Genomic DNA, 26,034 nt, shown 5'->3' with positions numbered 1-26,034 from the left:
GCCTTCCTCACAACTGAAAGTACTTTACAACCCGAAGGCCTTCTTCATACACGCGGCATGGCTGCATCAGGGTTTCCCCCATTGTGCAATATTCCCCACTGCTGCCTCCCGTAGGAGTCTGGACCGTGTCTCAGTTCCAGTGTGGCTGATCATCCTCTCAGACCAGCTAGGGATCGTTGCCTTGGTGAGCCATTACCCCACCAACAAGCTAATCCCACCTGGGCTAATCCTGACGCGAGAGGCCCGAAGGTCCCCCTCTTTGCTCCGAAGAGATTATGCGGTATTAGCTATCGTTTCCAATAGTTATCCCCCACATCAGGGCATATTCCCAGGCATTACTCACCCGTCCGCCGCTCGTCAGCATTGATAGCAAGCTATCAATCTGTTACCGCTCGACTTGCATGTGTTAGGCCTGCCGCCAGCGTTCAATCTGAGCCATGATCAAACTCTTCAATTAAAGTTTTTGTGGTCTTTCGACCGGCTCAATGAATACTGTTAAAATACCGCTAACTAGAAGCTAGTTAGGATATTTGAATTGACTGTGCCAAATAATCCTTCTCTATAAAGAGATGAGTTATTTGTATTGGTCACTAGTATCATTGATAAATCTTTCGACTTAACTTTTCAACGAGTGCCCACACAGATTGCATGGTCAAATTATTAAAGAACGTTAGCGCAACACATCGTGCTGGCTGAGGCTGCGTATACTACACCGCGCTCAACTTAAGTCAACAATTATTTTAAAATTAATTTTCAAAACCCTTGCCACACTTAACTTAAAGCATACTTCCTTATCTTTTTAAGATTGAGACAAGATTTCAGCATTAAGACTACGATTTACCCAATTTAAAAAACACTGTTTAGCTAAGTTTTAAATTAGTTTTTTTTATAAACCGCTTACCTACAAGTTATACACAGGTTGTAAATAACTTACTAACCATCCGTATTCCCTGTCGATGGAGCAGCATTATAGGGATAAGCTTAGAGATAGCAATAACAAAATTGAGAATTCAAACCGAATGACAATAAAAACAACGATAAACCCCAAAAATAACACTTTTTGTACAAAACGATACGTTTTCTTCTGTTTAAAAACAAAAAAGGCATATGAGGTAACTCATATGCCTTATCGTTATTTAATAAGATTAGTCTTTTATTGAAACAATAAAAGATGGATTCAGTAATTGCTCGCGATGATAGTTTAATGGTTGCCCTTCTAAATCGAGTACTATAGCCCCAGCACTCTCAGCTACACACTGGCCAGCAGCGGTATCCCACATCATTGTGGGTCCTAAACGCGGGTAACGTTGCGCTCGACCTTCTGCGACTAAACAGAACTTTAATGATGAACCAACTTCCGTCATCTTGTGCTCACCGATTTGTTCTAAGTAGTGATCTAACTCTGGGGAAGGATGAGAGCGACTACCAACAATCGTTGGTACTGTTGCTGCTCGTACACGAATAGGCTCACGACCGGCTTTGGTTTCTAACCACGCCTTATCACCATCACCTAACCATGCTTTTTCTAATGCAGGCGCATACACCACACCTAAAACAGGACGTCCTTCTTTTATTAAAGCAATGTTAACCGTGAACTCACCATTTTTGCGAATAAACTCTTTAGTGCCATCTAATGGATCAACTAACCAAAATGTGTCCCAATTTTGTCGTTGATGCCAATCTGTATGTGCGGACTCTTCTGAAAGAATAGGGATCTCTGGTGTTAGCTGTTGTAGTTTGGTAACGATAAGTTCATTAGCGGCAAGATCGGCATCTGTGACAGGGCTGCTATCTGATTTTTGCGTGATCTGAACTTGACCATGGTAACGAGCCATAATGGCAGCACCCGCCTCTAACGCGATGCTATATATTTCGTCGAGTAACATTGCCAATCCCTTTCTCCTTCATTTATTAGCTGATGATCTGTTTTGACTTTAAATGTTCAACACATTGTTCCACCAGCTTATCTATTGCATTACTACCTGCCGCTAAATGGAGCTCAGGCGATAACGGCGGTTGGTATTCAGAATCAATACCTGTAAATTGTTTGATTTCACCTGCTCGCGCTTTTTTATACAAGCCTTTCGGATCACGTTTTTCACACTCAGCAAGAGGAGTATCAACAAATACCTCAATAAACTCACCTTCAGGCAGTAAATCTCTCACTAACTGACGCTCTTCTCGATGTGGTGAAATAAAAGCACTAAGTACGATTAGCCCGGCATCAGCCATTAATGTCGCGACTTCACCAATACGTCGAATATTTTCACGGCGATCTTCCGCTGAGAAACCAAGATCACGACATAAACCATGACGAACATTGTCACCATCAAGTAAATAGGTGTGATAACCCATTTCAGCCAGTTTATTTTCTAATGCGCCAGCTACTGTTGATTTTCCTGCGCCGCTTAGGCCTGTAAACCACAACACACTCGCTTTCTGATTCTTTTGTGTTGCACGTAATTCTTTGGTTACGGTATGACGATGCCAAACAATATTCTCGTTATCATCATGCGCTTGTGGCGTGATTGTCATAACACACTCCGTTGTCTATTTATTAAAAAGGGAATAACAGTGGGATCAGGGTTAATACAACGATTGAATACACTATCGATATTGGTAATCCAATCCGAACATAATCTCTCAGCTTATAGTTACCTACGCTATAGACTAATAAGTTAGTTTGATAACCATAGGGTGAGATAAAGCTCGCACTGGCGCCAAACAGTACTGCCATAATAAAAGGCATAGGATCAACGTTATAAGCTAATGCTAGGCTATAACCGATAGGAAAAGACAAAGCCGCTGCAGCATTATTCGTGACTAACTCTGTTAACACGAGTGTCAGTAAGTAAACCGCAATTAATGCTCCATAAATTCCCCAGCCATTAAATGCTTCAATCAAAGCTTCACCCATTCGCTCAGATAACCCTGTTGTGATCATCAATTTAGCCAAGGTTAAAGCCGAGCCAACAATCACAACGATATCGATAGGAAAACGGCGGCGTAATTCTGCAAATGAGATAATGCCTACTGCTACCATAACGAAAAGATAAATGGCTAACCCTTTAATGATCGGTAATACATCCAATAAAGCGAGACCAATAACAGTCAGAAATCCCATCAGTACAGCTGCACTTTTGGTGTTATCTAAGCGAGCACTTGAATCAAGACCATTCACCAAGACAAATTCACGATCTAAGGTGGCTTTCTTTTGTTGGAATTTTTTACCCGGCACGATAACTAATGTATCGCCAGCATGCAGTTCGATATTACCGAGTCCACCAGCAAGACGTTCATGACCACGACGTATCGCCACAACGACAGCATCAAAATTTTCTCTAAAACGGGTACTTTTTAAGGTTTTACCACGAATTCCTGCCGAGTGGCTGATGATGACTTCCATCATCGATTGGCCATTTAGGTGATGCTGACCAAAAAGGTTTAAACCTGGAATTTCTTGAAGTGTGGTTACACTTTCGACATCACCACAAAATAATAAGGTATCGCCTGCCTGCAACTTAGTATCAGGACATACAGGTGCAATAGTTTGACCGTCACGGATCAACTCTGCTAGAAATAAACGGCGTAGGGCACGCAAACCATTTTCGGCAACGGTTTTTCCTACTAATGGGGATTTAGCTTCTACACGTGCTTCAAGGAAATAAGGCAATTGATCATCAGCATGATCATCATAACTGGGTAATAGATGACTAAGCGGGATAAGAATAACTAAGCCAACAACTAATACCGCTAAACCAATCATACTTGGTGCGAAAAAGCCTAAACTAGGCAGACCCGCATCTTCAACGAAACTATTTATGATTAAGTTCGTCGATGTACCTATTAACGTTAACGTTCCACCTAAAATAGCGGTATACGACAACGGTAATAATAATTTAGATGGTGCGTGGCGTTGGTTACGCTTAATCGCACCGATTAATGACACGACAACCGCAGTGTTATTCGTAAAAGATGATAATAATGCGGTTGATAAGCCGAGTTTTGTGACCACAGCCGTTTGGCCGCCCTGTGATATTTGACGCCCAACCCAACTAATCAACCGTGTTTTTTCTAAAGCAATGGAAACAAGGATCAACAACACTAATGTCAGTAATGACGAATTAGTGAAATTGCCAGCCAATGTCGGTAAATCGATCATTCCAGACTGATAACCAATAAATGCCGCACCTGCAAATAAGTAAGGCGGTTTTATTTTGGTTGCCAGTAAGCAGAGAATAATCACCACCAACATAGCTAAGACAATCGCTTGCTCCCATCCCATAGAGTTACCCTAGCAACTTGCTAAGATCTTTAGCATCCCAGTGTGGAAAGTGCTTGCGGATCAGGGCATTTAATTCAACTTCAAATGCTGAGTATTGCGCAGTATTTTGTTTAGCATCTAATGCTTCACGTACCATACCCGCACCAACCGTCACATTCGTTAAGCGATCAATAATGATAAAGCCGCCAGTATCTTTACATGCTTGATAGCTATCAACGGCAATGGCTTCATTTAAGCTCACTTCACATAAGCCAATACCATTAAGCGGTAAAGCATCAGTTTCAAAGGTTTCAAGGTTATTAATATCAACTTGGTGACGAATGGCATCAACACTACCAACCGTTTTCTTACCCGCAACTTTAATGTCGTACTGGCGACCGGTTTCTAACGCTGACTCGCCCATCCAAACAATATCAGCAAGTAAATTATTACTTAGTGGCACTGTTTCATCAGCAGCCACTAACGTATCACCACGGCTAATATCAATTTCATCAGCCAAGGTTACTGTTACTGCTAAGCCCGGTGTTGCAACCTCTAAATCACCATCAAATGTTACGATGCGATCAACGGTCGAGGTTTTACCCGATGGTAACGCACGTACTTTTTGCCCCACTCGTAATTCACCTGAGGCTAATGTGCCGGCGAAACCACGGAAATCAAGATTTGGACGATTCACATATTGCACAGGGAAACGTAGTTCTGTCGACGCCTGACCTTGAGTAAGATCCACTTTTTCAAGCAAGGTCAGTAATGAATCACCATCATACCAAGGCGTTTTTTCGCTAAGGCCAACAACGTTATCCCCTTCTAATGCCGATAACGGCACTAAGCTAATGTTGATATCACTGTTCAGTTTTTTCGAGAACGCTAAATATTCTTCACGGATTGACTCAAAACGCGCTTGGTCAAATCCCACTAAGTCCATTTTGTTAATCGCAACAATAAAGTGACGAATACCCAATAGACTTGCAATGTAAGAGTGACGACGAGTTTGATCCAATACGCCTTTACGCGCATCAATCAAGATCACCGCGACATCACAGGTCGATGCACCTGTAGCCATGTTACGGGTGTACTGCTCATGTCCTGGGGTATCGGCAATGATGAACTTACGCGCTTTGGTTGAGAAGTAACGATAAGCAACATCAATCGTGATCCCTTGCTCGCGCTCAGCCTGCAATCCATCAACCAATAACGCTAGGTCAGGCTTATCGCCCGTTGTACCGACTTTTTGACTGTCGGTATGAATTGCCGCTAATTGATCTTCATAAATTTGGTGAGAGTCATGCAGTAGTCGACCAATTAAAGTACTTTTACCGTCATCTACTGAGCCACAGGTTAAAAATCGCAGTAGAGATTTATTATGGTGTTGGTCAAGATAAGCTTCGATACCGAGCTCAGCGACCTGTTGTTCAATCACGCTATTCATTATTCTCTCCTTAGAAGTAACCTTGGCGTTTTTTCAATTCCATTGAACCCGACTGATCATGGTCAATCGCTCGACCTTGTCGTTCACTCGATGTTGCCACCAGCATTTCTTCAATAATGCCCGGTAGTGTATCGGCTGTAGATTCAATCGCTCCCGTTAGTGGGTAACAACCTAAGGTTCTAAAGCGCACACTCTTTTGCTCGATTTTCTCACCCGGTTGAAGCTCCATACGCTCATCATCAACCATGATCAACATGCCGTCACGATCAACCACAGGGCGTACTTCAGATAGGTACAGTGGAACAATCTCGATACCTTCTAAATAGATGTATTGCCAGATATCAAGCTCAGTCCAGTTTGAAAGTGGGAAAACACGAATACTCTCGCCCTTGTTGATTTGACCGTTGTAAGTCTTCCATAACTCAGGACGCTGATTTTTCGGATCCCAGGTGTGGTTCTTGTCACGGAATGAATAGACACGCTCTTTTGCACGTGATTTTTCTTCATCACGACGTGCGCCACCAAAAGCGGCATCAAAACCATACTTGTCCAGTGCCTGCTTTAGACCCTGAGTTTTCATAATATCGGTGTGCTTTGACGAACCGTGTGTGAATGGGCCAACGCCCATTGCGAGACCTTCAGGGTTCTTATGTACCAATAAATCAAAGCCGTACTTTTCTGCGGTGCGATCACGGAAATCGATCATCTCGCGGAATTTCCAATCGGTATCAACGTGCAGCAATGGGAACGGGATCTTCCCCGGATAAAATGCTTTACGTGCTAGGTGTAACATTACCGATGAATCTTTACCGATAGAGTACATCATTACCGGATTATCAAACTCAGCCGCTACTTCACGGATAATGTGGATACTTTCCGCTTCTAACTGCTTGAGGTGGGTTAAACGTTTCGGGTCCATCTCTCTCTCCATACTATGCCAGCTTAACTACCGCATCTTGCTGCTGTAGCGACTGTTCCTGTTTTGTGAACCAATCTAATTTCGTCGATAGATTAACTACCTCTCCTACTACTATCAGCGATGGAGAAGCAGCATGTTTTGCTAATTCAGCCAGCTCGCTTAGCTGACCTTTTAAAACTTTTTGGGTTTTCTGGGTACCACGCTCAATAATGGCGATAGGGGTATCAGCACCACGACCGTGCTCTAACAACTGTTGCTGAATATGACTCGATTTCATCAAGCCCATGTAAATCACTAAGGTTTGTTTTCCACGTGCGAGTGTTGACCAATCCAAAGTATCGCCATCAGGCTTGAGATGCCCCGTAACAAACATGGCGGTTTGGGCGTAATCACGGTGAGTTAATGGAATGCCCGCATAGGCTGTAGCACCAGCTGCTGCTGTAATACCCGGTACAACTTGGAATGGAATATCAGCATCAAAGAGCACTTCAAGCTCTTCACCACCACGACCAAACACAAATGGGTCGCCACCTTTTAATCGCACCACTCGCTTGCCTTGCTGGGCGTAGTGAACAATTAATCGATTCGTTTCTTCTTGAGGAACACTATGAAAACCGGCTTTTTTACCCACGCATACTAATTCGGCATCACGGCGGACTAAATCCATCACTTCATCAGACACCAAGTAGTCATACAGCACGACATCAGCTTGCTGCATCAGTTGTAATGCACGAAGGGTCAATAAGCCCGCATCACCTGGACCTGCGCCAATTAATGCAACTTGTCCTTGCGGTGGTGCTTGTTGGGTTAATGCCACCAGCTCTTGCTCAGCCTCTTGCTCACGCCCCGATGCCACTAAGTCACCAAAACGTCCGTTAAAGGCCTGCTCCCAGAAATAACGACGAGCAGAAAAAGAAGAGACGGTTTGTGATAAACGCTGACGGAAGTTACCCGCAATCGTTGCCATACGTCCTAAGTGTTGTGGTAATAACGCTTCAAGCTTTTCACGTAATAAACGGGCGAGTACCGGCGCCTGACCTGATGACGAGATCGCGACAATGATGGGTGAACGATCAACAATAGAGGGAATAATAAAACTGCAGCGCTGAGTATCATCAACGACATTGACTAATACTTGGCGTTGATTGGCCGATTGATAGACCAGCGCATTAATCGCTTTACGCTCTGTCGCGGCAATGGCTAAGAAAATACCATCAAGATCTGATGGTGAAAAATGTTCTCCGACCAATTTGATCTGTTGAGAAGCTAATGCAGCAGTAAAGTCAGCATTTAAACGTGGTGCAATAACACGAACATCTGCGCCTGCTTTTAATAGCATACGGGTTTTACGCCACGCGCTATCACCACCACCGACAACCAGACATGGTCGACGCTTTAAATCTGCAAAAATTGGCAAGTAATCCATCATTAGCCCTCTTTTTATCCCTAGATGCACTATAGAGGGGGCTTGATATTACTTGAAATTCTAAAATTTCATTTTTTATTCCAAAAAGTTTAGCCACAACATGCCGACAACACTTAATGACAAGATTCAGCGAATTACACTATATACAATGCATTATATAGTTATAAATCTCACGATTAAGGCGAACGATAGGGAGCAACACAGCAAATAAAAGCTTATGTTATGCCTTTTATGTCTAGGTTATGACGAATCACTCTTCTATTAATACGAGAAATAACGGCGTAATTTTCGATCTCGCTAACAATTGATCAAAAAAAACGAGATGGAGAGCACGATAGTGCGACACAGATAACAGCCTTTCTCAGTACATTTGATACCTTACGCTTGCTTTCTTTGCCTACCCGTTTGGAGATATTCATGAAGTTATCAGCTAAGCCTTTATCAATCGCGATATTAGGCGGTTTACTTACGCTTGCAGGTCCAGCAACAGCAGACACCATCAAACTACGTATTTTAGAAACCACGGATATCCATACTAATGTAATGGATTATGATTACTACAAAGATGCGCCAACCGAGAAAACAGGCTTAGTACGTACTGCAACATTAGTAGAAAAGGCACGTGGCGAAGTCACCAATAGTGTCTTAGTTGATAACGGTGATTTACTGCAAGGTAGCCCGATGGGTGACTACATGGCAGCAAAAGGGATCAAGCATGGTGAAGTTCACCCTGTTTATAAAGTCATGAACCAACTTGATTACGATGTTGGTAATATTGGTAACCACGAATTCAACTATGGCTTAGATTTCCTTGATACCAGCATTGAAGGTGCTGACTTCCCTTACATCAATGCAAACGTCTACGACTTAAAAACAGGTAAGAACTTATTCTCTCCTTATCTGATCAAGGAATACACATTTAAAGATAACAAGGGTAATGACCAACAAGTGAAGATTGGTTATATCGGTTTTGTTCCGCCACAAATCATGGTGTGGGATAAAAAGAACCTCGAGGGTAAGGTAGAAGCCAAAGATATTAAGCAAACTGCTGAGAAATTCATTCCACAAATGAAAGCAGAAGGCGCTGATATTATTGTCGCGATCCCACACTCAGGCGTTTCAACCGATCCACATAAAGTGGGTGCTGAAAACTCGGTATACTATTTAACGCAAGTTGAAGGTATTGACGCGATTGCATTCGGTCACTCACACGCGGTTTTCCCAAGCAAAGAGTTTGCAAATCTACCAGGTGCTGATATTGAAAAAGGTACCATTAATGGTATTCCAGCAGTCATGCCGGGACGCTGGGGCGATCACGTTGGCATCATGGATTTAGTATTAGATAAAGAGGGTAACAGCTGGAAAGTCACCTCTGCTCAAACTGAAGCTCGCCCTATTTTCGATAAAGCAACCCAAAAACCAATTGTTGATGCTGATCCTAAATTAGTAGCGGCGGTTAAAGTTGATCACAATGCCACCCGTGATTTCGTTAATCAACCAATTGGTAAAGCAAGTGACGTTATGTACAGCTACTTAGCACTGGTACAAGACGATCCAACCGTGCAAATCGTAAACCTTGCACAAAAAGATTATGTTGAACGCTTTATTCAAGGCGATCCCGATCTCGATGGTATTCCAGTACTTTCAGCAGCCGCACCATTTAAAGCTGGCGGTCGTGGTAACGATGCAACCAACTTTACAGAAGTTGAATCAGGTCAACTGACTTTCCGTAACGCGGCTGACTTATACTTGTATCCAAATACCCTTGTTGCCATGAAAGTAACAGGTAAAGAAGTGAAAGAATGGCTGGAATGTTCTGCTGGCCAATTTAATCAAATTGATGTTAACAGTGATAAGCCACAAGGCTTGATCAACTGGGATGGTTTCCGTACTTATAACTTTGATGTTATTGATGGCGTCACTTACAACATCGATATTTCACAACCTGCGAAATACGATGGTGAATGTAAAGTTATTAACCCAACGGCAAGTCGTATTAAAGATCTTAGCTTTAACGGTAAAGCTGTAAAAGACGATCAAAAATTCATCATCGCAACCAATAACTACCGTGCCTACAGTGGTAAATTTGCTGGTACTGGTGAGAAGTTTGTTGCCTTTGCTGCACCCGATGAAAACCGTACCGTTCTTTCTGACTACATTAGCCGTGTAAGTAAAGAAAAAGGCCAAGTGGTGCCAAGTGCGGATAACAACTGGCACTTCACGCCACTGAAAAGTGATAAGAAGTTAGATATTCGCTTTGAAACAGCCAATAGCGAAAAAGCGGCGAAGTTCATTAAAGACAAAGGTCAGTACCCAATGACCCAAGTTGAAACAACGCCAACTGGCTTTGCGATTTACCAGTTGGATTTACAACACGCGAAATAATCGTCGCAATAAAGTAAGCTAGATACCGCAGCTGGTCTGCGGTATTTTTTTATGATTAAAAAGAGAGTCGTCATGAAGCCTTCCGCACAACTTTCTCAACTCGCCGAATTTCTTCAACAATTTGGCGCCGAGCAAACCACGATTGATGAAGCATTAAGCCAAGCACAAGTATTAGCGTTACCCACTCGTCACATACTGCTCCATCAAGGGCAACAAGCAGAGCAGTTCTACTTTTTACTTAATGGGATTTGCCATGCTTGCTATCTCACTGACAGTGGTAAGCAATTCAGTAAAGAGTTCTATTGGGATCAAGATACCTTGATTGGCTTTGAAGCACTGATCACTCAATCACCTTCGCCTTTTCTATTAGAAACCTTGTCCGCTAGCGAGCTCATTGCCCTACCGATTGAGCTAATTGAAACATGGCGCTCACAAGGGGTAGCGCTATATCAACACTTATTAGAACGTCAGTTAGTATTTAAGGAAAACAAAGAACGCTTCATGTTGATGTACAGCCCAGAAGAACGATATCAATTATTCACCCAAAGCTTTGCCGAGCTCAACGTTAAACTCACGGACTATCAAATTGCCTCATACCTTGGAATCACCCCGATCAGCCTCAGCCGAATAAAAAAAAGACAAAGCGAACCACAATAATGAAACGATATTAACAATGGTTAATGAGGCCGTGAAAAACGCAGGTTACTATGAAGGTAACTTTGACTATCACAGAAAAAGAGAACACGTGATGATTACTTGGCAATGCCTTTCTTTTGCACAACTGACGACCCACCAGCTTTATGATGCACTAAAGCTACGCGCTGACATTTTTGTGGTAGAGCAAGACTGTGTTTACCCTGATCTTGATGATAACGATCGTGCTGATGATGTTTACCATTTATTAGGCTATCAAGATGGCAAACTGATCGCCTACCTTCGCCTACTCAGTGCAGGACTCACTTACGACAATGTCAGTATTGGTCGAGTTGTTACGGCACAAGAAACACGAGGCAGCGGTATAGGTCATCAACTGCTCAAACAAGGACTCGAAAACGCCACGCGTATTTGGCCTAATGCGACCATCGAGATTGGAGCGCAAGAGCACTTGATCGGCTTTTACTCTCAATACGGTTTTAAACAAACCTCTGATATGTACCTTGAAGACGGCATTCCACATGTTGATATGGTGCTAACACAAGGCGATAACTAATGAAGCAAACTGCCGTGTCATTGGGGATCCTATTACTGATATTCGGTAATTTATCCGCCTCTCTGTCTGATGTCGCAGTTAAATTACTCAATGGCGAAGTCCATCCCTTGCAATACATGTTTCTTCGCCAAGTAATAAGCTTAATTATTATTTTGCCTTTTTGGTTGTCCCAGCCAAAACAGCAACGTGAGGTCGGTAGTTGGAAGATCAATACCATCCGTGCGTATTTAGTATTAGCGGGGAGTTCAATGTTGTTAGTGGCGCTGACATATTTGCCCCTCGCGACGGCCAATGCCTTATTTTATGCCGCGCCCTTATTGATGATCCCACTTTCAATAGTGCTATTAGGTGAGTACCCCACAAAAGGGAAAGTCGTTGCGACAGCGATTGGATTTATCGGAATTTTAATTGTTTTACGCCCTACCCAATTTCACTGGGCTGCGATTGCCGCACTGGGTACTGCAACTACATTGGCGCTCTACAATGTATTAGTACGTAAACTGCCACAATCACAAACCGTATCATCCACGCTCTTTTGGACAAGTGTATTATCACTGCCTGTGGCGACCCCTTTGGCATGGTACTTCTGGCAACCGATCTCACTTGAAAACCTTGGGCTTATTGCTGCAAGTGCGCTATTTACCTTAGGCTATCAAGGGTGTGTGGTATTGGCATATCGCCAAAGTGAAACCCATAAAATTGGGTTAGCAGAATATTCAGGGCTTATTTTTGTCGCCTTCTTTGGTTGGATTTGGTTTAACGAAAGTTTAGATACCTTAACGCTTATCGGTATTTTATTGATCGTTCTACCTATGATGCCAAGACCTAAACGAAAAAAATTCACCACTCAGATCGACATACAGTGATCAAATAGTAACCTCTGCGGTAACGCATAAAAAGAAAAAACAAAAAAGCCCACTTAAGCCTCTCTTTCTAGTTAAAAGCAAATAAGTGGGCTTTTTCATATTTATTTCATCACTGGTTATTTACGATAATAGCTACCATTACTGCTACGGTAATAAGCTGCTGAAATACCATTACCTTCAATCTTCAAACCATCTATTTGGCCATTACTATTTACACGATACATTAGCGTTTGACCGGCCTGTACATTACTGATCGGCTTACCCGCACCTTCAATATTGGCAATTTTATATAAATCCGATAATGGTAACGAGCGATCTCTAAACACGTTCGCTAAGGTTTCACCGGCTGGAACTTTATAACTAACCCATTGCCCAGCATCGCTTGATGCAACCTTGGCCGTGTTTGCTGTCGTTGTTGTATTGGTTGTATTCGTTGTAATCGGTTCATCAGTCGCTTTGGTTACCACCGCCGCTTCTTTTGACAGATCAACGGTGTACGCCTTACCGCCATCTAACGGATAAATTTTCTGAATCATCGGTTTCTTTTCAGGTGCCGGACCAGTATCTTCCGTTCCTCCAACCGCTTTCATCTTACTGTCTTCACGAATATCTGCCGTATCTAAAACAATATCTGTACGCTTACTCACACCAGTATTAGATGATGTCGTTCCCGTTTGCCCTACCGGTTGAGTCGTGCTCGTAGAACCGCCAAGGTTAAGAGAAATACTACGACGAACACCACTGTCTGCACTTTGCTCTTGTTCTAATTGATTCGTTGTCGGCAACATTAATACAGCGACAAAAATAGGCACAAGGATCATCAATGCCCAGCGATGAAAACGTGGAAAATGTGACCATGTATGGCCAATTCCGGCTTTAATCTGACGACATTTGTCAAAGAGCCCTGACAAACTAAAATTGACTGATGATCGTTTTGACGCATGTTTTGTTCTCGAACGGCGATTGGCCTGTCCCATATACAGCACTCCAGAGCTTCATATGTCACGCAATTTGCGAATAATGATTACAAATATTTACCCATGAGTTTACCCATGAGGGGCGAAACTGTTATCCTGCTTGCTTTAATTCATTCAACATTAAGAGATGACGATAATGTCTGACGTTAAACTAGATACAGTTGAGACTAAAGCAAGTTATGGTATTGGTCTACAAATGGGCCAACAACTAGCACAAAGCGGTCTTGAAGGCCTAAACGTAGCAGCAATTGCGAAAGGTATCGCAGCTTCTCTTGCTGGCGAAATGCCAGAAATCGAAGTTGATGAAATCAACAATGCACTACGTGAACTTCACACTGCAGCAGACGCTGCACGTCAAGAGCAGGCTAAACTAGCTGCTGCTGAAGGCGAAGCATTCCTAGCTGAAAACGCAAAGCGTGCAGAAGTTACAGTAACTGATTCTGGTCTTCAATACGAAGTACTCGTTGAAGGTAATGGCGAAATCCCAACTTCTGACAAGCAAGTACGTGTTCATTACCACGGTATGCTAACAGACGGCACTGTTTTTGACAGCTCTGTTTCTCGTGGTCAACCAGCAGAATTCCCAGTAACTGGCGTTATCGCTGGTTGGGTTGAAGCACTACAAATGATGCCTGTAGGTTCTAAGTGGAAACTTTCTATTCCACAAAACCTAGCATACGGTGAGCGCGGCGCAGGTGCTGCAATTCCTCCATATGCAGCACTTGTATTTGAAGTTGAGCTACTAGATATCCTATAAGATATTGCTCTCTTCTTAAAAACGGCGCCCCGGCGCCGTTTTTTTATGGTTAAAAAATACGCTCCATTCTCTCAAACTAATAAACCCTACTAGTTAAATCATCAGGTTTCGTGTTTTATCAATAAAATGTATTACAAAAATAAATATCTACACTAGGATAGATAATAGTTAATTAAGGAGAACCCCATGGAAAAGCGTCATATCTTAACTACACTTACCGCCGTTGCTTTATTATCATCAAGTGCAATGAGCCATGCATTCAGCCTATCTGATGTCGCAAGTGCTTTTGGGGGAGAAAAAAGTGAACAAGTTGCTACCCAGATTGCAGAAAACCCATTAACCAAAGCACTCGTGTCTGATCTTGGCGTAAAGCCAGATCAAGCAGCAGGCGGTGCAGGTGCATTACTGGCAATGGCAACCAGTGAGCTAACAGGCCCACAAGGTAAAGAGTTAACTCAATTAATTCCTGGCGCAGAAAAGCTAACTGACTCATTACCACTCGGTTTAGGCCAGCTATTAGGCAGTAAAGAAAATATCGATAAAGTCTTTTCTTTATTAGGCATGAAACCTGAAATGGTTAACCAATTCGTGCCTGTTGTTACGCAATTTTTAGGTGAGCAAGGCGCAAGTAATGAACTCCTTGGCGCACTTTCTAATATTTGGGCACCAGCTGCACCTGCTGCCAAAAAATAACTTGTTATTGCTCAAAGCATCGACAAAATAAAAGGGCGAGATCATCGATCTCGCCCTTTTCTATTACACTAGTTCTGATTTGCTATCGGTTAAATTCCTGAACCATCCGCTTCTGTATCGCTGTCTTCGTGTAAACCACACTCACGTTTTAGACCAAAGAATCGCGTTTCTTCTTCTTTCATCCCCGGTTGCCACTTAACTGTTGTATGGACATCACCGACAGAAAGATAGTCTTGCGCTTTTAATGGGTGATAAGGCAAATCATGCTGTTGTAAATACAGATCGATTTGCTCATTACTCCAATCAATTAATGGCAGGAACTTAAAGCGTCCATTCTGGATCGCTAATACCGGTAATGTTGCACGTGAGCTTGATTGTTCACGACGGAGCCCAGAAAACCATGTTTTCACTTGCAGTTCATCTAATGCTCGACGCATCGGCTCAACTTTGTTCAGCAAATTATATTGCTTAATACCATCAACCCCTTGTAACCACAGTTGACCATAACGTGCTTCTTGCCATGCGGCGCTTTGTTTTGCGCTGTAGACATGAAGATTAAGATCTAATCGTTTGGTTAAGCTATCAATAAACTGATACGTTTCAGGAAATAAATACCCCGTATCGGTTAATACCACAGGAATATCAGGCTTTACTGTTGTGACTAAATGCAACATCACAGCAGATTGAATACCAAAACTTGATGCTAATGCAAACCCACCTTCAAGGTTGTCGATAGCCCAGCTTACTCGCTGCTCTGCCGTCATATCCTCCAGCGCGGCATTGATTTCAGCCAGCTGAATAATTTGACTCACTTTAGGCAGCTCAAGTAACTCAGCCAGTTGAAATTTAGCCATAAAAATCTCTCTTTGATACTTTTACTTCATCAATAATGCCTGCGCGAATAGTGAAATCACCAAAGTCTTCACTTTCTTGACGCTCTGTAGACCAACGGCCCACTAAGCTATCAATTTCATCCATGATCTGCGCAACAGTAATATTTTCACGGTACATCTTAGGTACACGTGTTCCGTTACGGTTACCGCCTAAATGTAAGTTATAACGACCCGGCGCTTTACCTACGAGGCCAATTTCCGCCAACATCGCACGACCACAGCCATTTGGACAACCCGTGACACGAAGAATGATGTTTTCATCATCGTCTAAGCCGTGTTTTTCTAGAATGCCTTCAACATCGGTAACAAATTCAGGTAAGAAACGCTCTGCTTCCGCCATCGCTAATGGACAGGTTGGCAATGAAACACAGGCCATTGAGTTTTTACGCTGCTCGCTAACACCGTCATCAATCAAACCATGATCGCGCGCGATCTTTTCGATCTTGTCTTTGTCTTTTGCTAACACACCCGCAACAATTAAGTTTTGGTTAGCCGTCATACGGAAATCGCCTTGGTGTACTTTGGCAATTTCAGCAACACCGGTTTTTAAAGGCTTGTTTGGGTAATCCAACAAACGTCCATTTTCAATAAACAATGCGAGGTGATGCTTGCCGTCGATACCTTCAACCCAACCAATGCGATCACCACGATCGGTAAACTCATAAGGTCGACTGTCTTCAAACTTCACACCCGCACGTTTTTCAACTTCCGCTTTAAATACATCACTACCTACACGATCTAACGTGTACTTAGTTTTTGCATTCTTACGGTTTGAACGGTTACCCCAATCACGCTGTGTTGTTACCACTGCGGCTGCAACATCTAACGTTTTCTCTAGTGGAATAAAGCCAAAGTCATCAGCACGACGAGGGTAAGTGGAATGATCGCCGTGAGTCATTGCCAAGCCGCCACCCACTAGTACGTTGAAGCCCACTAACTTGCCGTTGTCTGCAATCGCAACAAAGTTAAGATCGTTGGCATGCACGTCCACATCATTTTGAGGTGGGATCACAACCGTGGTTTTAAATTTACGCGGTAGGTAATTGCTACCTAAAATTGGCTCTTCATCTGTCGTTTCTAGCTTTTCACCGTCTAACCAAATTTCCGCATAGGCACGGGTTTTAGGTAGCAAGTGTTCACTGATCTTTTTCGCCCACTCATATGCTTCTTGGTGAAGCTCTGATTCTACTGGGTTAGTCGTACATAGAACGTTTCGGTTAACATCACCCGCTGTCGCAATTGAATCGATACCAATACTGTTTAGCGTTTGGTGCATCAGCTTGATATTAGGTTTTAGTACACCGTGGAACTGGAACGTCTGACGGGTAGTTAAGCGAATACTGCCATAAGAAGTATGCTCATCGGCAAACTTATCAATCGCTAACCACTGCTTAGGGGTAATAATACCGCCAGGCATACGCGCACGTAACATCACGTTATGCAGTGGTTCGAGTTTTTGCTTTGCGCGCTCTGCACGGATATCACGATCATCTTGCTGATACATACCGTGGAAACGGATCAACTGGAAGTTATCTGCAGTAAAACCACCGGTCATACGATCGCCAAGATCCTGCTCAATAGTTCCGCGAAGAAAATTACTCTCGCGCTTTAGACGTTCGTTATCTGATAATTTTTGATCTGTCATTAGTACACATCCCTTTGATAGCGCTTATCCTTACGCAGATCGTTAAGATACTGCTCAGCCTGCTCGCGCGTTTTATTCCCTTGTTGCTCAATCACTGTGATCAGCGCTTGATGAACATCTTTTGCCATTTGATTAGCATCACCACACACATAAACATGCGCGCCGTCTTGCAGCCACTGCCATACTTGCGCAGCTTGTTCTAAGATTCGGTGCTGAACGTAAACTTTCTCAGCTTGGTCGCGGCTAAATGCCACATCAATCTGATTAACAACCCCATCTTTTAAGTATTTTTGCCACTCAACTTGGTATAAGAAATCTTCTGTGAAGGTACGGTCGCCAAAGAATAACCAGTTTTTACCTTGTGCTTCACGGTTATCACGCTCTTGAACAAAGGCGCGGAATGGGGCAATACCAGTACCCGGCCCCACCATGATCACAGGGGTATTATCATCAGCTGGTAACTTAAAGTTATTGTTAGTTTCAACAAAGACTTTAACTTCAGCGCCTTCTTCTAAACGCTGGGCTAAGAAGCTTGATGCGCCACCTTGACGTTGTTCTTCACCTTGCGCGTATTCAACCACCCCAACAGTTAAGTGAACTTCTTCACCCACTTCTTCTTGGCTTGAAGCAATAGAATATAAACGTGGTGTTAAACGACGAAGTAGACCGATTAATTGCTCTGCAGTTAATGCTGTTTTCTTTTCTGCTAATACATCAATAATTTGTGTTTTCGCAGAATACTCACGTAGCTTTTCACGATCTGCCACCAGCTTTTCAAGCTTTTTACTACCTGATAACTCAGCGTATTTGGTCACAAACTGTGGATTTGATGCAGTAATTTCATATTTGCTAATCAACGCATCACGTAGACTTAATGCAGCACCATCAACATCAACAGAGGTATCCGCGTCTAAGCCAAGCTTCGCTAAAATGGCATCCACTAACTGTGGGTCATTTTCAAACCACACACCGAGTGCATCACCCGCTTGATACGTTAAGCCTGAATCTTCTAAATCGATTTCAATATGGCGAACATCTTTACCTGAATCACGGCCTGTGATTTTTTGACTTACCAATAAACTCGCGGTGTAAGGGTTCTGTTTATTGTATGCAGAAACAGCCGCAGGCTTTTGACCAACAGGCAGTTGAACAACTTCAGCTTCACCCGTTGATAAAGTTTCTTTGGTTTTAGCTAATGCTTGCGTACGCCATTCAGCAGCAGGTGCTTCATAGTCAACGTCACAATCTAAACGTTCAAGCATTGGCTGCGCGCCAAGTTTCGCTAAGTAGTTATCAAAGTCTTTCGCTGTTTGACAGAAGAACTCATAACTTGAATCACCTAAACCAATCACGGCATAGTTAAGATCTGCCAGTTTAGGGGCTTTCTTTGATTGTAAAAATTCATGTAATTCAATAGCATCATCAGGTGCTTCACCTTCGCCATGGGTTGATGCCACGATAATCACGTGGGTTTCCTTAGCGAGGTTTTTACCTTTATAGTCGCCGGCAGAAAACACTTGAACAGCAATATCAGCCGCTTGTGCCTCTTCTTTTAACGCTTCAGCAACACCTTTGGCATTACCGGTTTGCGAGGCATAAATGATGGTGAGTTTACCGGCTGGTTTTGCGGCAGCCAGTACATTATTTTGGGCTGCAGGTTCTGCAGCTGATTGAGACTGGGTTTGGCTTAATCCCCAAAAGTAGCCACTGATCCACGCAAGCTGTTGTGGCGATGATTCTGCCGCTGCTTGCTTCAGTTGATCTATTTGCTGATCATTAAGTGGACTGGCTAAAGCCGATAATTCCTTCACTAACATGACACGACGATCCCTATTCATTGCGTACTGTTAGATTAGCCATTTCATGTAATAACAAGAAAGAATAGATAAGAATGTTTTATAACCTTTTTAAAGGTTAAGAAAAAAGTGAATGCGAAATAATCGTTATGTTGCCGTCAAACAATAAGGATTATCTCGCCTTTACTGGTAGGAAATATGATCGGTTTTAGTATTCATCAGCAATTCTAACTTGATTAAATCCAACTTCAAAAGCTTGTTGAGTTGCGCTATCAATATCACGATAGCAACGTTCACTGCCAGCCCCGTCAGTTAAAGGAACCAAGCCACCTCGACGGTGACGAAATTCAACGATATAACCATCACCAATTGAAGGCTCAACCACAGCCTCAACCAATTCTTGGCTAACATAAAGGTGTTGTAGCTCAGTCAGTGTCATAACCTTACTCCCTATCCTTTGTCACTTTTATTAGCTCAGCATAAAAGATGGAATGTATACACTTAAAAATGGTACAAAAACCTAGAAACAGCCAATAAAAAAACCACGACATTGTCGTGGTTTTTATTAATTCGTTAGCTTAAGAAGACTTAGAAATCGACTTCAACACCTGCGAACCAACCATTTAGATCAACATCGCCAGCATTCTTCGCTTTATCGAAATCGTAATCCATCATGCGGTAACCACCACGGATGTTTAGATCTGCCGCCACTAAACCGATTGTGTATTTCACACCAGCTTGTCCGTCAAATAAACGAGTACCATCATATTTACCCGCGTTTGCTTGAGCAAATACTGTTAATGGTGTTGCTGGAATACCGATTTCCGCATTACCGTAAATAGTTGGCTGCCAATCGCTGAAGCTATCATCGTTTTGAATTTTAACGCCACCGAACTTAGTCATTGTTAAACCAAGATCTAAAGACACTAGATCATTATCTAGAATTTCGTAGTACGCTGTAAAATCACTTTGTTCAAATGCAACATTATCTGCATCGATATTGTTGTAACGAACCATAAAGTTAGGAACTAAAGGAATGAAGTGTTCAAAAGATGCGTAGTAAGATGCTGATGTATCATCGCTTTTATGGCCATCAACTTTCGCATTTGCAAACCATGCATCTGCGCCTACTTTAACACCTAAAAGGGTATCTGCCTGTGCTGGAATAGCAGCAGTCATTGCCATTGCCGCTGCTACTGAAAGCATTACTTTTTTCATGTCGAGTCTCCGCTCTTCATCATTAATAATTTTAAACGGCGAAACTATACCAGAAACCCTAAAAAAACACTGCTCTTATCTATTTTGATGATATTTTTTAACTAAATTTGCCAGAAATAACCTACTATTATTTTTATCGATAATGTTTCATTTAAATATATTTATCAGTGGATTAATAACGACGTGTTCGAGATAGACGATCTTTGTATTCTTGTACTTTTTTATTATCTCTTACCAACCAAATCGCAATAGCAATTAACACGATCCATGGTAATAACTTAATCACTAAACCCAACATGCCAACCACAGCCATGATCGCAAAACCAGCCGCAACGGCTATCATCATGCCAATAATACTCACACCCGTAAAAACTAACACGAATGCAAACGTCAGCAAAAATAGAAACTCAAACATAACCCTCTCCTTAACCCAGTATTACCTTTCAACGATAAGCTTTTCTATCAAGTTCACAATATAAACCGACAGAGCATGTTGAAAGCGATCCTATTCAATATCAATATTAGATGTAATTGCACAAATCACGCCAAATGATATAAAAATTTATCTCTTAATTTTCAATTAGATACAAAAAAGGCCAACCCATACGGATTAGCCTTTTCTCTCTGCATTAGCCAAATTCACTTATTTATCGTGAATCTCGCCAACAACAATTTAGCAATTAAACATCTAAGTGCGCAGGAATTTTATCTAACGCCTGCTGAACAACTTCAATACCAGCACCCGGTTTGTGAGCATTCTCACTGATATGTCGACGCCACTGACGTGCACCCGGCATACTTTGGAATAAGCCCAGCATATGGCGTGTAATATGTCCCAAGTAAGAACCGTTAGCGAGTTGCTTTTCAATGTATGGATACATAGCTTCAACCACTTCACGACGCTTCATTACAGGGCGTTCACTACCAAATAAACGTTGATCCACTTCCGCCATTAAATATGGGCTTTGGTACGCTTCACGACCGACCATCACACCATCCATATGTTTCAGGTGTTCTTCCATTTCTTCAAACGTTTTAATGCCACCATTGATTGCCATGGTTAAATGCGCAAAGTCTTGCTTTAGTTGGTAAACGCGTGGGTAGTCTAGTGGCGGAATTTCACGGTTCTCTTTCGGACTTAAACCACTTAGCCATGCTTTACGGGCATGGATAGTAAAGTTATCACAACCGCCTTTCTCAGATACCACGTGGATAAAATCTTTTAAAAACTCGTAAGAATCTTGATCATCAATACCAATACGGGTTTTTACCGTCACAGGAATATCAACGACATCGCGCATCGCAGTGATACACTGCGCTACCAACTCGGCTTCACCCATTAGACAAGCACCAAACATCCCGTTTTGTACGCGATCAGATGGGCAGCCCACGTTTAAGTTAATTTCATCGTAGCCACGCTCTTGCGCTAACTTAGCACAACGCGCCAAATCAATTGGATTTGAACCACCCAGTTGAAGCGCCAATGGATGCTCTTCTTCGTTATACGCTAAGAAATCGCCCTTACCGTGAATAATCGCGCCTGTTGTCACCATCTCGGTATACAACAATGCTTCTTTACTCATTAAACGGTGAAAGTAACGACAATGACGATCAGTCCAATCCAGCATCGGTGCGACAGAAAAACGCTGCATTGGAAAATCGCCTGTAACACTTTGAGTTGACAAGTTATTTTTCATTGTCTCGTCTACAACATTTGTCATATAAATACCCTATTTGGACTCATTTTGGACCGTTTTTTACGTGTTTTGGCACAGATTGGACACAAAAAAGATGGTCATATTTTCATTAAGCACGCGAAAAAGACCTGCTTAAGTGAAATATCCCCTCTCGCTTTCACATACATTCTGAGGAAAGCGGATTCTACCCTAAAACGCTTATAAGCCAAAGGGGGGAACCGATAAGGAGAGATCATGGCTTCAATGAGTATAACTAAACGAAAAAACAAGCACTCGAATACAACGAAATACTGTTGTCGAATCCGCCATAAAGCGAACAACGGTCAATCACTTGATTACAGTCGTACTTTTGAACAACGCCAACTAGCCACGAAGTGGGACCAAACAGAGATCAATAAACTCAATGGCATTAAACATGGCGGGATCATTCCACAACAAGAAACCGTCGGCTATTTGATCCAACAAAACCTTGAGCGAGTGCGCAATAAATTAGGAATTGTAGATCTTCGATACCACGATATGCGCCGTGAAGGTGCAAGTCGGTTATTCGAGATGGGATTTTCAATTGAAGAAGTGGCACAAGTGACTGGTCATAAGGACTTAAAAGTGCTCTGGCAAGTGTATACGGAGCTAAATCCAGAGAGATTACATAAGCGATTCTTAAAATAAATTAACCAACAACAAAAGCCGCCTAATAAACTGGCGGCTCATAATATTAATAATCACGCTTCAAAAATATCAATCTCAGAACGGAACATATCGTAGAGCAGTTTTGATATTGGGGTTGCAGCTAAAGAATCACCCTGTTCATTGCGCACTTCCAATCCGTAGCCAGTCGAACCGTCATTGAAAGTGCCAGAAGCAACAATAAGCTCAACATTTTCTATCTTTAACTTATATTCAGAGCGAACTGCGGCCAACCATTCACGTATATCTGCTAGCGTTTCAATCGTTTTCAACATTTCGAGCACTCATCATGTTTTTACTTTATCAGTAGATCATTATCAGTTTATTGAAATCAACATTTTCATTAGTCGAGCAAAGGTTTCTAAGCACGACTATTAACTACCTCTGATACATTTTTAACTTCTAACGATTAAGACAATAAACACTCAGATCAATTTCAACTATAGCAATGACAACTTTTGGCTATATTCCGCAAAACATTCGTTACATTACGCAATAAGTCCGTCAACTCTTCGAAAAATCATCACGTGCATTATAATCGTGGCCAGATATTTTCTTAATATTTGCCCCCCAAAGTACAAGATTCTGATCTTTATAAGTTTAATCTATCACTGACAGCTAATTAATTTCCTATCATTAACCTATTCTCCCCAACAAATCACACCACACATACTCAATGGCATAGTGATGATCACGCTTAGTAGAATCCGCTAAATATTGTGCCTTTGCCAGTAACGCTCCACATGTTTTCTACCCAGTGAGTTCAACAACACATTAAAAGTTTCATCCATTTAAGAATGATTAGGTTAGTAAACAGTAACCATCGTCGTTATTGTCTTATTTGCTGAAGGCGGGCAGGTGCGTCTTTAGAAGACGGTGCGATGTGCTACTCACACGGGCAGTTCGGAGCTCTTACGATTAATGATCATCAATATGATCAATACTCCTTAGGAAAACTGGTTGTCACATACTATTGATACTTAGCACGTGAACGTTGTAATTCAATAAAACAAGCAAGATCTTCAAGGTGGATGAGAAGCGGCGCTTTTTGAGAATTGCTCAGACGAAAAGTAGGAATAGGTAAGCGATTGTTCGCATATTGGCGGCGTGCCACTCGGTAATTAACACCTAGAAACTCATCACAGACAACAGACAGAGGAACGAGAATTTGATTGTCATACTTCGTTAGCAGCGCAGTAAACGTTGAATTATTTCTCATATATAGATCCAATCTTCCGCTGTTAAAGAAAGGATAACCGTAAAAGTGGAGAGAAAACCCCATTAGTGGAGCGATTTTGCGTGTTTAGTATTAATTAACAATAAATGCCATAAATAATCTTGATCTAATAGATAGGCATAAACTTATTTACATTAACTTTAAGTCTCACAGAAATTCTTTTATATAAAGTTTCCATCTCTTCCAAGTTACCAAGTACTTTCTTTATCAACATACATACATACCTATTAGTTTGTAGTGGGCCACGCCATAACTGATGACAGTTTTTCCAATTAAGATTATTTATATTCATAGGCAGTCTGCGGGGTCTGACGTTGTTTTAAAGCAAAGCAAAGCAGAGGAGAGTTTTTATTTCTCTAATCTTATTGTTGGTGATGAGCTCTGACTCTGAAATGTTGGAGAGATTGTTTTTCACTGATAAAAAGGTACTAAGTGATTAGAGGTTATTATTTTTAAGGTTCGAAATAATCAATCAAGTAGATCTTAGGAAAACCAACATTTATTTTCAAAAACACTATTAAGATCACTTGTTACCTATGTCACGAATTATTGAGACATTACAATATTTTCCTTTAACCTACTGATAATTAAATAGTATTATCAGAACAGTGTTCTGATGAAGGTAGATAAACAGATGAGTTTTACTATTCAAACACCATTTAAAGGTAGTGGCTCTTTAATTGATGCTTTGGGGAAAGGGAGTAAGTTGGCAGTCTCGGGTGGAGGCACTTACGCATTTGCCTCAGCGAAAGGGATTGACTTACTATTTTCACAAGCCGACTTTTCTCATTTTCTAGAAAGACCAGGTAGTATTTATCATTTGATAGTAGGTATTGATGAAATCACTAATACAAAATCTCTAACAAAATTAGCGGAGCTTCAAGAAAGACATTCGAATCTTAAAGTAAATGTCTTTTATCACAAAGAAAATAAGTTGTTTCACCCTAAATTTACATGGTTTTTAAGAGAAAATGGAGAAGGTGAAGTAATTATTGGTTCTGGCAATTTAACAGAATCAGGGATCTCAAGTAATTGGGAAGCTTTCTTTTCAATAGAACAGTCTAAAGAAGACTTTTCTGGCACATTAAAATCTTGGGAGGGTTTTTTAGAAGAGCACAGCAGTTTTCTTTTATCCATTGATAATGAAAGTATTGTTAATGGAGCAAAAGAGAATGACTCAAAATCTTACTCAGGAAATGGGAAGAAGGGAGAGGAATCTAGTAAGAAAGGAGCATTTAAACCAAAACCATCTAGCGGTGCTATGTTAAAAGGAATTTCTTCTGGGTTGACTAAGACTGATGATGTTGAAGTTGTGCCGCCAATTGATTTCTCGGTTGAAACTGGTCAAGAAATCACATTTCTTGCAAGAGAGGCTATGACAGCTAGAGAAAGAGGAGATTACTCTCAAATACTATTTAGTGAAGAAGCCTATAGAAAATTTTTTAAGTTTAAGATTGGTGATCGTATTTTTTACGAAATATACAATAAGGATGGTTATTTAGGTCAGGTGGTAAATCCCTCCATTACTGTAAAAGCTAGTAGTAACTATGCCATAGGTATAGCAAGTAGAAAAGAAGGTAAATCAAAAGGCAAAGCTGAACCTGAGATTAAATCTAACTTTATGATAGATATTACTAATATAAAAAATACGGCACCTATTTTTTTGATAATTAGAACAAACAATACATATAAGGTTATATTTTCTCACCCATCAAATGGATTGGGATCTTTGCACTTAAAATTAAAGGGTTTCCTCAAAGGAAGAAAAGAAAAGGTTCTAACAGAAATTGAAGCTAATGATATAATTGGTAATACTCCATTAGTATCATTAATACTTAAATAAAATTATATTTTCCTGATAGCTGATATTTAAAATATAGAAATAAATATTTTACATCTTCTAATTGTAAGATT

At 41.6% G+C, this 26,034-nt stretch carries 24 protein-coding genes and 1 rRNA gene; 8 read left to right on the top strand and 17 right to left on the bottom strand.

All coding sequences use genetic code 11. The features are described from left to right. From C9J38_RS16520 to cysG, 7 genes are all read right to left on the bottom strand, one after another. A 16S ribosomal RNA gene (locus C9J38_RS16520) occupies positions 1-457 on the bottom strand; the annotation flags it as partial. Between the two features lie 688 nt (positions 458-1,145). Beyond that, on the bottom strand, positions 1,146-1,886 hold the full coding sequence (gene cysQ, locus C9J38_RS16515) for a 3'(2'),5'-bisphosphate nucleotidase CysQ (RefSeq protein WP_199187180.1): 741 nt from the start codon (positions 1,884-1,886) through the stop codon (positions 1,146-1,148). 25 nt (positions 1,887-1,911) lie between these two features. Further along, a complete protein-coding gene (gene cysC, locus C9J38_RS16510) occupies positions 1,912-2,535 on the bottom strand; it encodes an adenylyl-sulfate kinase (RefSeq protein WP_107208049.1) in 624 nt (207 codons plus the stop codon). A 22-nt stretch (positions 2,536-2,557) separates the two neighbouring features. Continuing rightward, complete coding sequence (locus tag C9J38_RS16505; protein WP_107208048.1) at positions 2,558-4,285, bottom strand: SLC13 family permease; 1,728 nt, start codon at positions 4,283-4,285, stop codon at positions 2,558-2,560. Between the two features lie 4 nt (positions 4,286-4,289). Next, on the bottom strand, positions 4,290-5,714 hold the full coding sequence (gene cysN, locus C9J38_RS16500) for a sulfate adenylyltransferase subunit CysN (protein ID WP_107208047.1): 1,425 nt from the start codon (positions 5,712-5,714) through the stop codon (positions 4,290-4,292). Between the two features lie 10 nt (positions 5,715-5,724). After that, complete coding sequence (gene cysD / locus C9J38_RS16495) at positions 5,725-6,633, bottom strand: sulfate adenylyltransferase subunit CysD (RefSeq protein WP_005372727.1); 909 nt, start codon at positions 6,631-6,633, stop codon at positions 5,725-5,727. A 13-nt stretch (positions 6,634-6,646) separates the two neighbouring features. Next, the gene (cysG, locus tag C9J38_RS16490; protein WP_107208046.1) at positions 6,647-8,059 is read right to left on the bottom strand and encodes a siroheme synthase CysG; all 1,413 of its coding nucleotides are present in this window, start codon (positions 8,057-8,059) and stop codon (positions 6,647-6,649) included. 417 nt (positions 8,060-8,476) lie between these two features. Between cysG and C9J38_RS16485 the strand changes: the two genes are divergently transcribed. The 4 genes from C9J38_RS16485 (at position 8,477) to C9J38_RS16470 (ending at position 12,520) form a co-directional block, all read left to right on the top strand. Continuing rightward, on the top strand, positions 8,477-10,444 hold the full coding sequence (locus tag C9J38_RS16485) for a bifunctional 2',3'-cyclic-nucleotide 2'-phosphodiesterase/3'-nucleotidase (RefSeq protein WP_107208045.1): 1,968 nt from the start codon (positions 8,477-8,479) through the stop codon (positions 10,442-10,444). Between the two features lie 72 nt (positions 10,445-10,516). Beyond that, positions 10,517-11,101, top strand: coding sequence for a Crp/Fnr family transcriptional regulator (locus C9J38_RS16480; RefSeq protein WP_107208044.1), 585 nt, complete (start codon positions 10,517-10,519; stop codon positions 11,099-11,101). A gap of 91 nt (positions 11,102-11,192) precedes the next feature. Continuing rightward, positions 11,193-11,654 carry a GNAT family N-acetyltransferase gene (locus C9J38_RS16475; RefSeq protein ID WP_107208054.1) on the top strand — a complete coding sequence of 154 codons (462 nt, stop codon included), beginning with the start codon at positions 11,193-11,195 and terminating at the stop codon, positions 11,652-11,654. Further along, positions 11,654-12,520, top strand: a complete 867-nt coding sequence (locus C9J38_RS16470; protein ID WP_107208043.1) for a DMT family transporter — start codon at positions 11,654-11,656, stop codon at positions 12,518-12,520. The genes C9J38_RS16475 and C9J38_RS16470 overlap by 1 nt, the downstream gene beginning before the upstream one ends. A gap of 116 nt (positions 12,521-12,636) precedes the next feature. Here the strand turns inward: C9J38_RS16470 and C9J38_RS16465 are convergent, their stop codons facing one another. Beyond that, positions 12,637-13,497 carry a LysM-like peptidoglycan-binding domain-containing protein gene (locus C9J38_RS16465; RefSeq protein ID WP_233217821.1) on the bottom strand — a complete coding sequence of 287 codons (861 nt, stop codon included), beginning with the start codon at positions 13,495-13,497 and terminating at the stop codon, positions 12,637-12,639. Positions 13,498-13,633: 136 nt separating this feature from the next. Here C9J38_RS16465 and C9J38_RS16460 point away from each other — a divergent pair, with 136 nt between their 5' ends. Both C9J38_RS16460 and C9J38_RS16455 read left to right on the top strand, forming a co-directional pair. Continuing rightward, complete coding sequence (locus C9J38_RS16460) at positions 13,634-14,254, top strand: FKBP-type peptidyl-prolyl cis-trans isomerase (RefSeq protein ID WP_005372738.1); 621 nt, start codon at positions 13,634-13,636, stop codon at positions 14,252-14,254. 186 nt (positions 14,255-14,440) lie between these two features. Beyond that, complete coding sequence (locus C9J38_RS16455; RefSeq protein ID WP_107208042.1) at positions 14,441-14,947, top strand: DUF2780 domain-containing protein; 507 nt, start codon at positions 14,441-14,443, stop codon at positions 14,945-14,947. 89 nt (positions 14,948-15,036) lie between these two features. Here the strand turns inward: C9J38_RS16455 and C9J38_RS16450 are convergent, their stop codons facing one another. The 7 genes from C9J38_RS16450 to dusA form a co-directional block, all read right to left on the bottom strand. Beyond that, positions 15,037-15,801: a phosphoadenylyl-sulfate reductase gene (locus tag C9J38_RS16450; protein ID WP_107208041.1), complete on the bottom strand. Its 765-nt coding sequence runs from the start codon at positions 15,799-15,801 to the stop codon at positions 15,037-15,039. Continuing rightward, on the bottom strand, positions 15,794-17,485 hold the full coding sequence (gene cysI / locus C9J38_RS16445; protein ID WP_107208040.1) for an assimilatory sulfite reductase (NADPH) hemoprotein subunit: 1,692 nt from the start codon (positions 17,483-17,485) through the stop codon (positions 15,794-15,796). Before cysI ends, C9J38_RS16450 begins: the two co-directional genes overlap by 8 nt. Continuing rightward, positions 17,485-19,302 carry an assimilatory sulfite reductase (NADPH) flavoprotein subunit gene (locus C9J38_RS16440; RefSeq protein WP_107208039.1) on the bottom strand — a complete coding sequence of 606 codons (1,818 nt, stop codon included), beginning with the start codon at positions 19,300-19,302 and terminating at the stop codon, positions 17,485-17,487. Before C9J38_RS16440 ends, cysI begins: the two co-directional genes overlap by 1 nt. 187 nt (positions 19,303-19,489) lie before the next feature. Continuing rightward, a complete protein-coding gene (locus tag C9J38_RS16435; RefSeq protein ID WP_107208038.1) occupies positions 19,490-19,720 on the bottom strand; it encodes a thymidylate kinase in 231 nt (76 codons plus the stop codon). Positions 19,721-19,869: 149 nt separating this feature from the next. Continuing rightward, the gene (locus C9J38_RS16430) at positions 19,870-20,499 is read right to left on the bottom strand and encodes a TIGR04219 family outer membrane beta-barrel protein (RefSeq protein WP_107208037.1); all 630 of its coding nucleotides are present in this window, start codon (positions 20,497-20,499) and stop codon (positions 19,870-19,872) included. A 172-nt stretch (positions 20,500-20,671) separates the two neighbouring features. After that, on the bottom strand, positions 20,672-20,914 hold the full coding sequence (gene pspG / locus C9J38_RS16425) for an envelope stress response protein PspG (protein WP_045129268.1): 243 nt from the start codon (positions 20,912-20,914) through the stop codon (positions 20,672-20,674). Between the two features lie 265 nt (positions 20,915-21,179). Beyond that, positions 21,180-22,196 (bottom strand): tRNA dihydrouridine(20/20a) synthase DusA, encoded by a 1,017-nt coding sequence (dusA, locus tag C9J38_RS16420; protein WP_107208052.1) that lies wholly within the window; start codon positions 22,194-22,196, stop codon positions 21,180-21,182. Positions 22,197-22,430: 234 nt separating this feature from the next. Between dusA and C9J38_RS22070 the strand changes: the two genes are divergently transcribed. Then, the gene (locus tag C9J38_RS22070) at positions 22,431-22,865 is read left to right on the top strand and encodes a tyrosine-type recombinase/integrase (protein WP_199195427.1); all 435 of its coding nucleotides are present in this window, start codon (positions 22,431-22,433) and stop codon (positions 22,863-22,865) included. Between the two features lie 53 nt (positions 22,866-22,918). Here the strand turns inward: C9J38_RS22070 and C9J38_RS16410 are convergent, their stop codons facing one another. Both C9J38_RS16410 and C9J38_RS16405 read right to left on the bottom strand, forming a co-directional pair. Then, positions 22,919-23,158: a hypothetical protein gene (locus C9J38_RS16410; RefSeq protein ID WP_107208036.1), complete on the bottom strand. Its 240-nt coding sequence runs from the start codon at positions 23,156-23,158 to the stop codon at positions 22,919-22,921. A 695-nt stretch (positions 23,159-23,853) separates the two neighbouring features. Beyond that, positions 23,854-24,102: a pyocin activator PrtN family protein gene (locus C9J38_RS16405; protein ID WP_158259515.1), complete on the bottom strand. Its 249-nt coding sequence runs from the start codon at positions 24,100-24,102 to the stop codon at positions 23,854-23,856. A gap of 634 nt (positions 24,103-24,736) precedes the next feature. Between C9J38_RS16405 and C9J38_RS16400 the strand changes: the two genes are divergently transcribed. Then, positions 24,737-25,963, top strand: coding sequence for a phospholipase D family protein (locus C9J38_RS16400; protein ID WP_107208034.1), 1,227 nt, complete (start codon positions 24,737-24,739; stop codon positions 25,961-25,963). Positions 25,964-26,034 lie beyond the last annotated feature (71 nt).

Origin of the sequence: Photobacterium sp. GB-210 (assembly GCF_003026075.1) — a bacterium.
Classification (GTDB): domain Bacteria; phylum Pseudomonadota; class Gammaproteobacteria; order Enterobacterales; family Vibrionaceae; genus Photobacterium.
The sequence above is the reverse complement of the archived record's forward strand: the minus strand, read 5'-3'. Positions and strand labels throughout refer to the sequence as shown.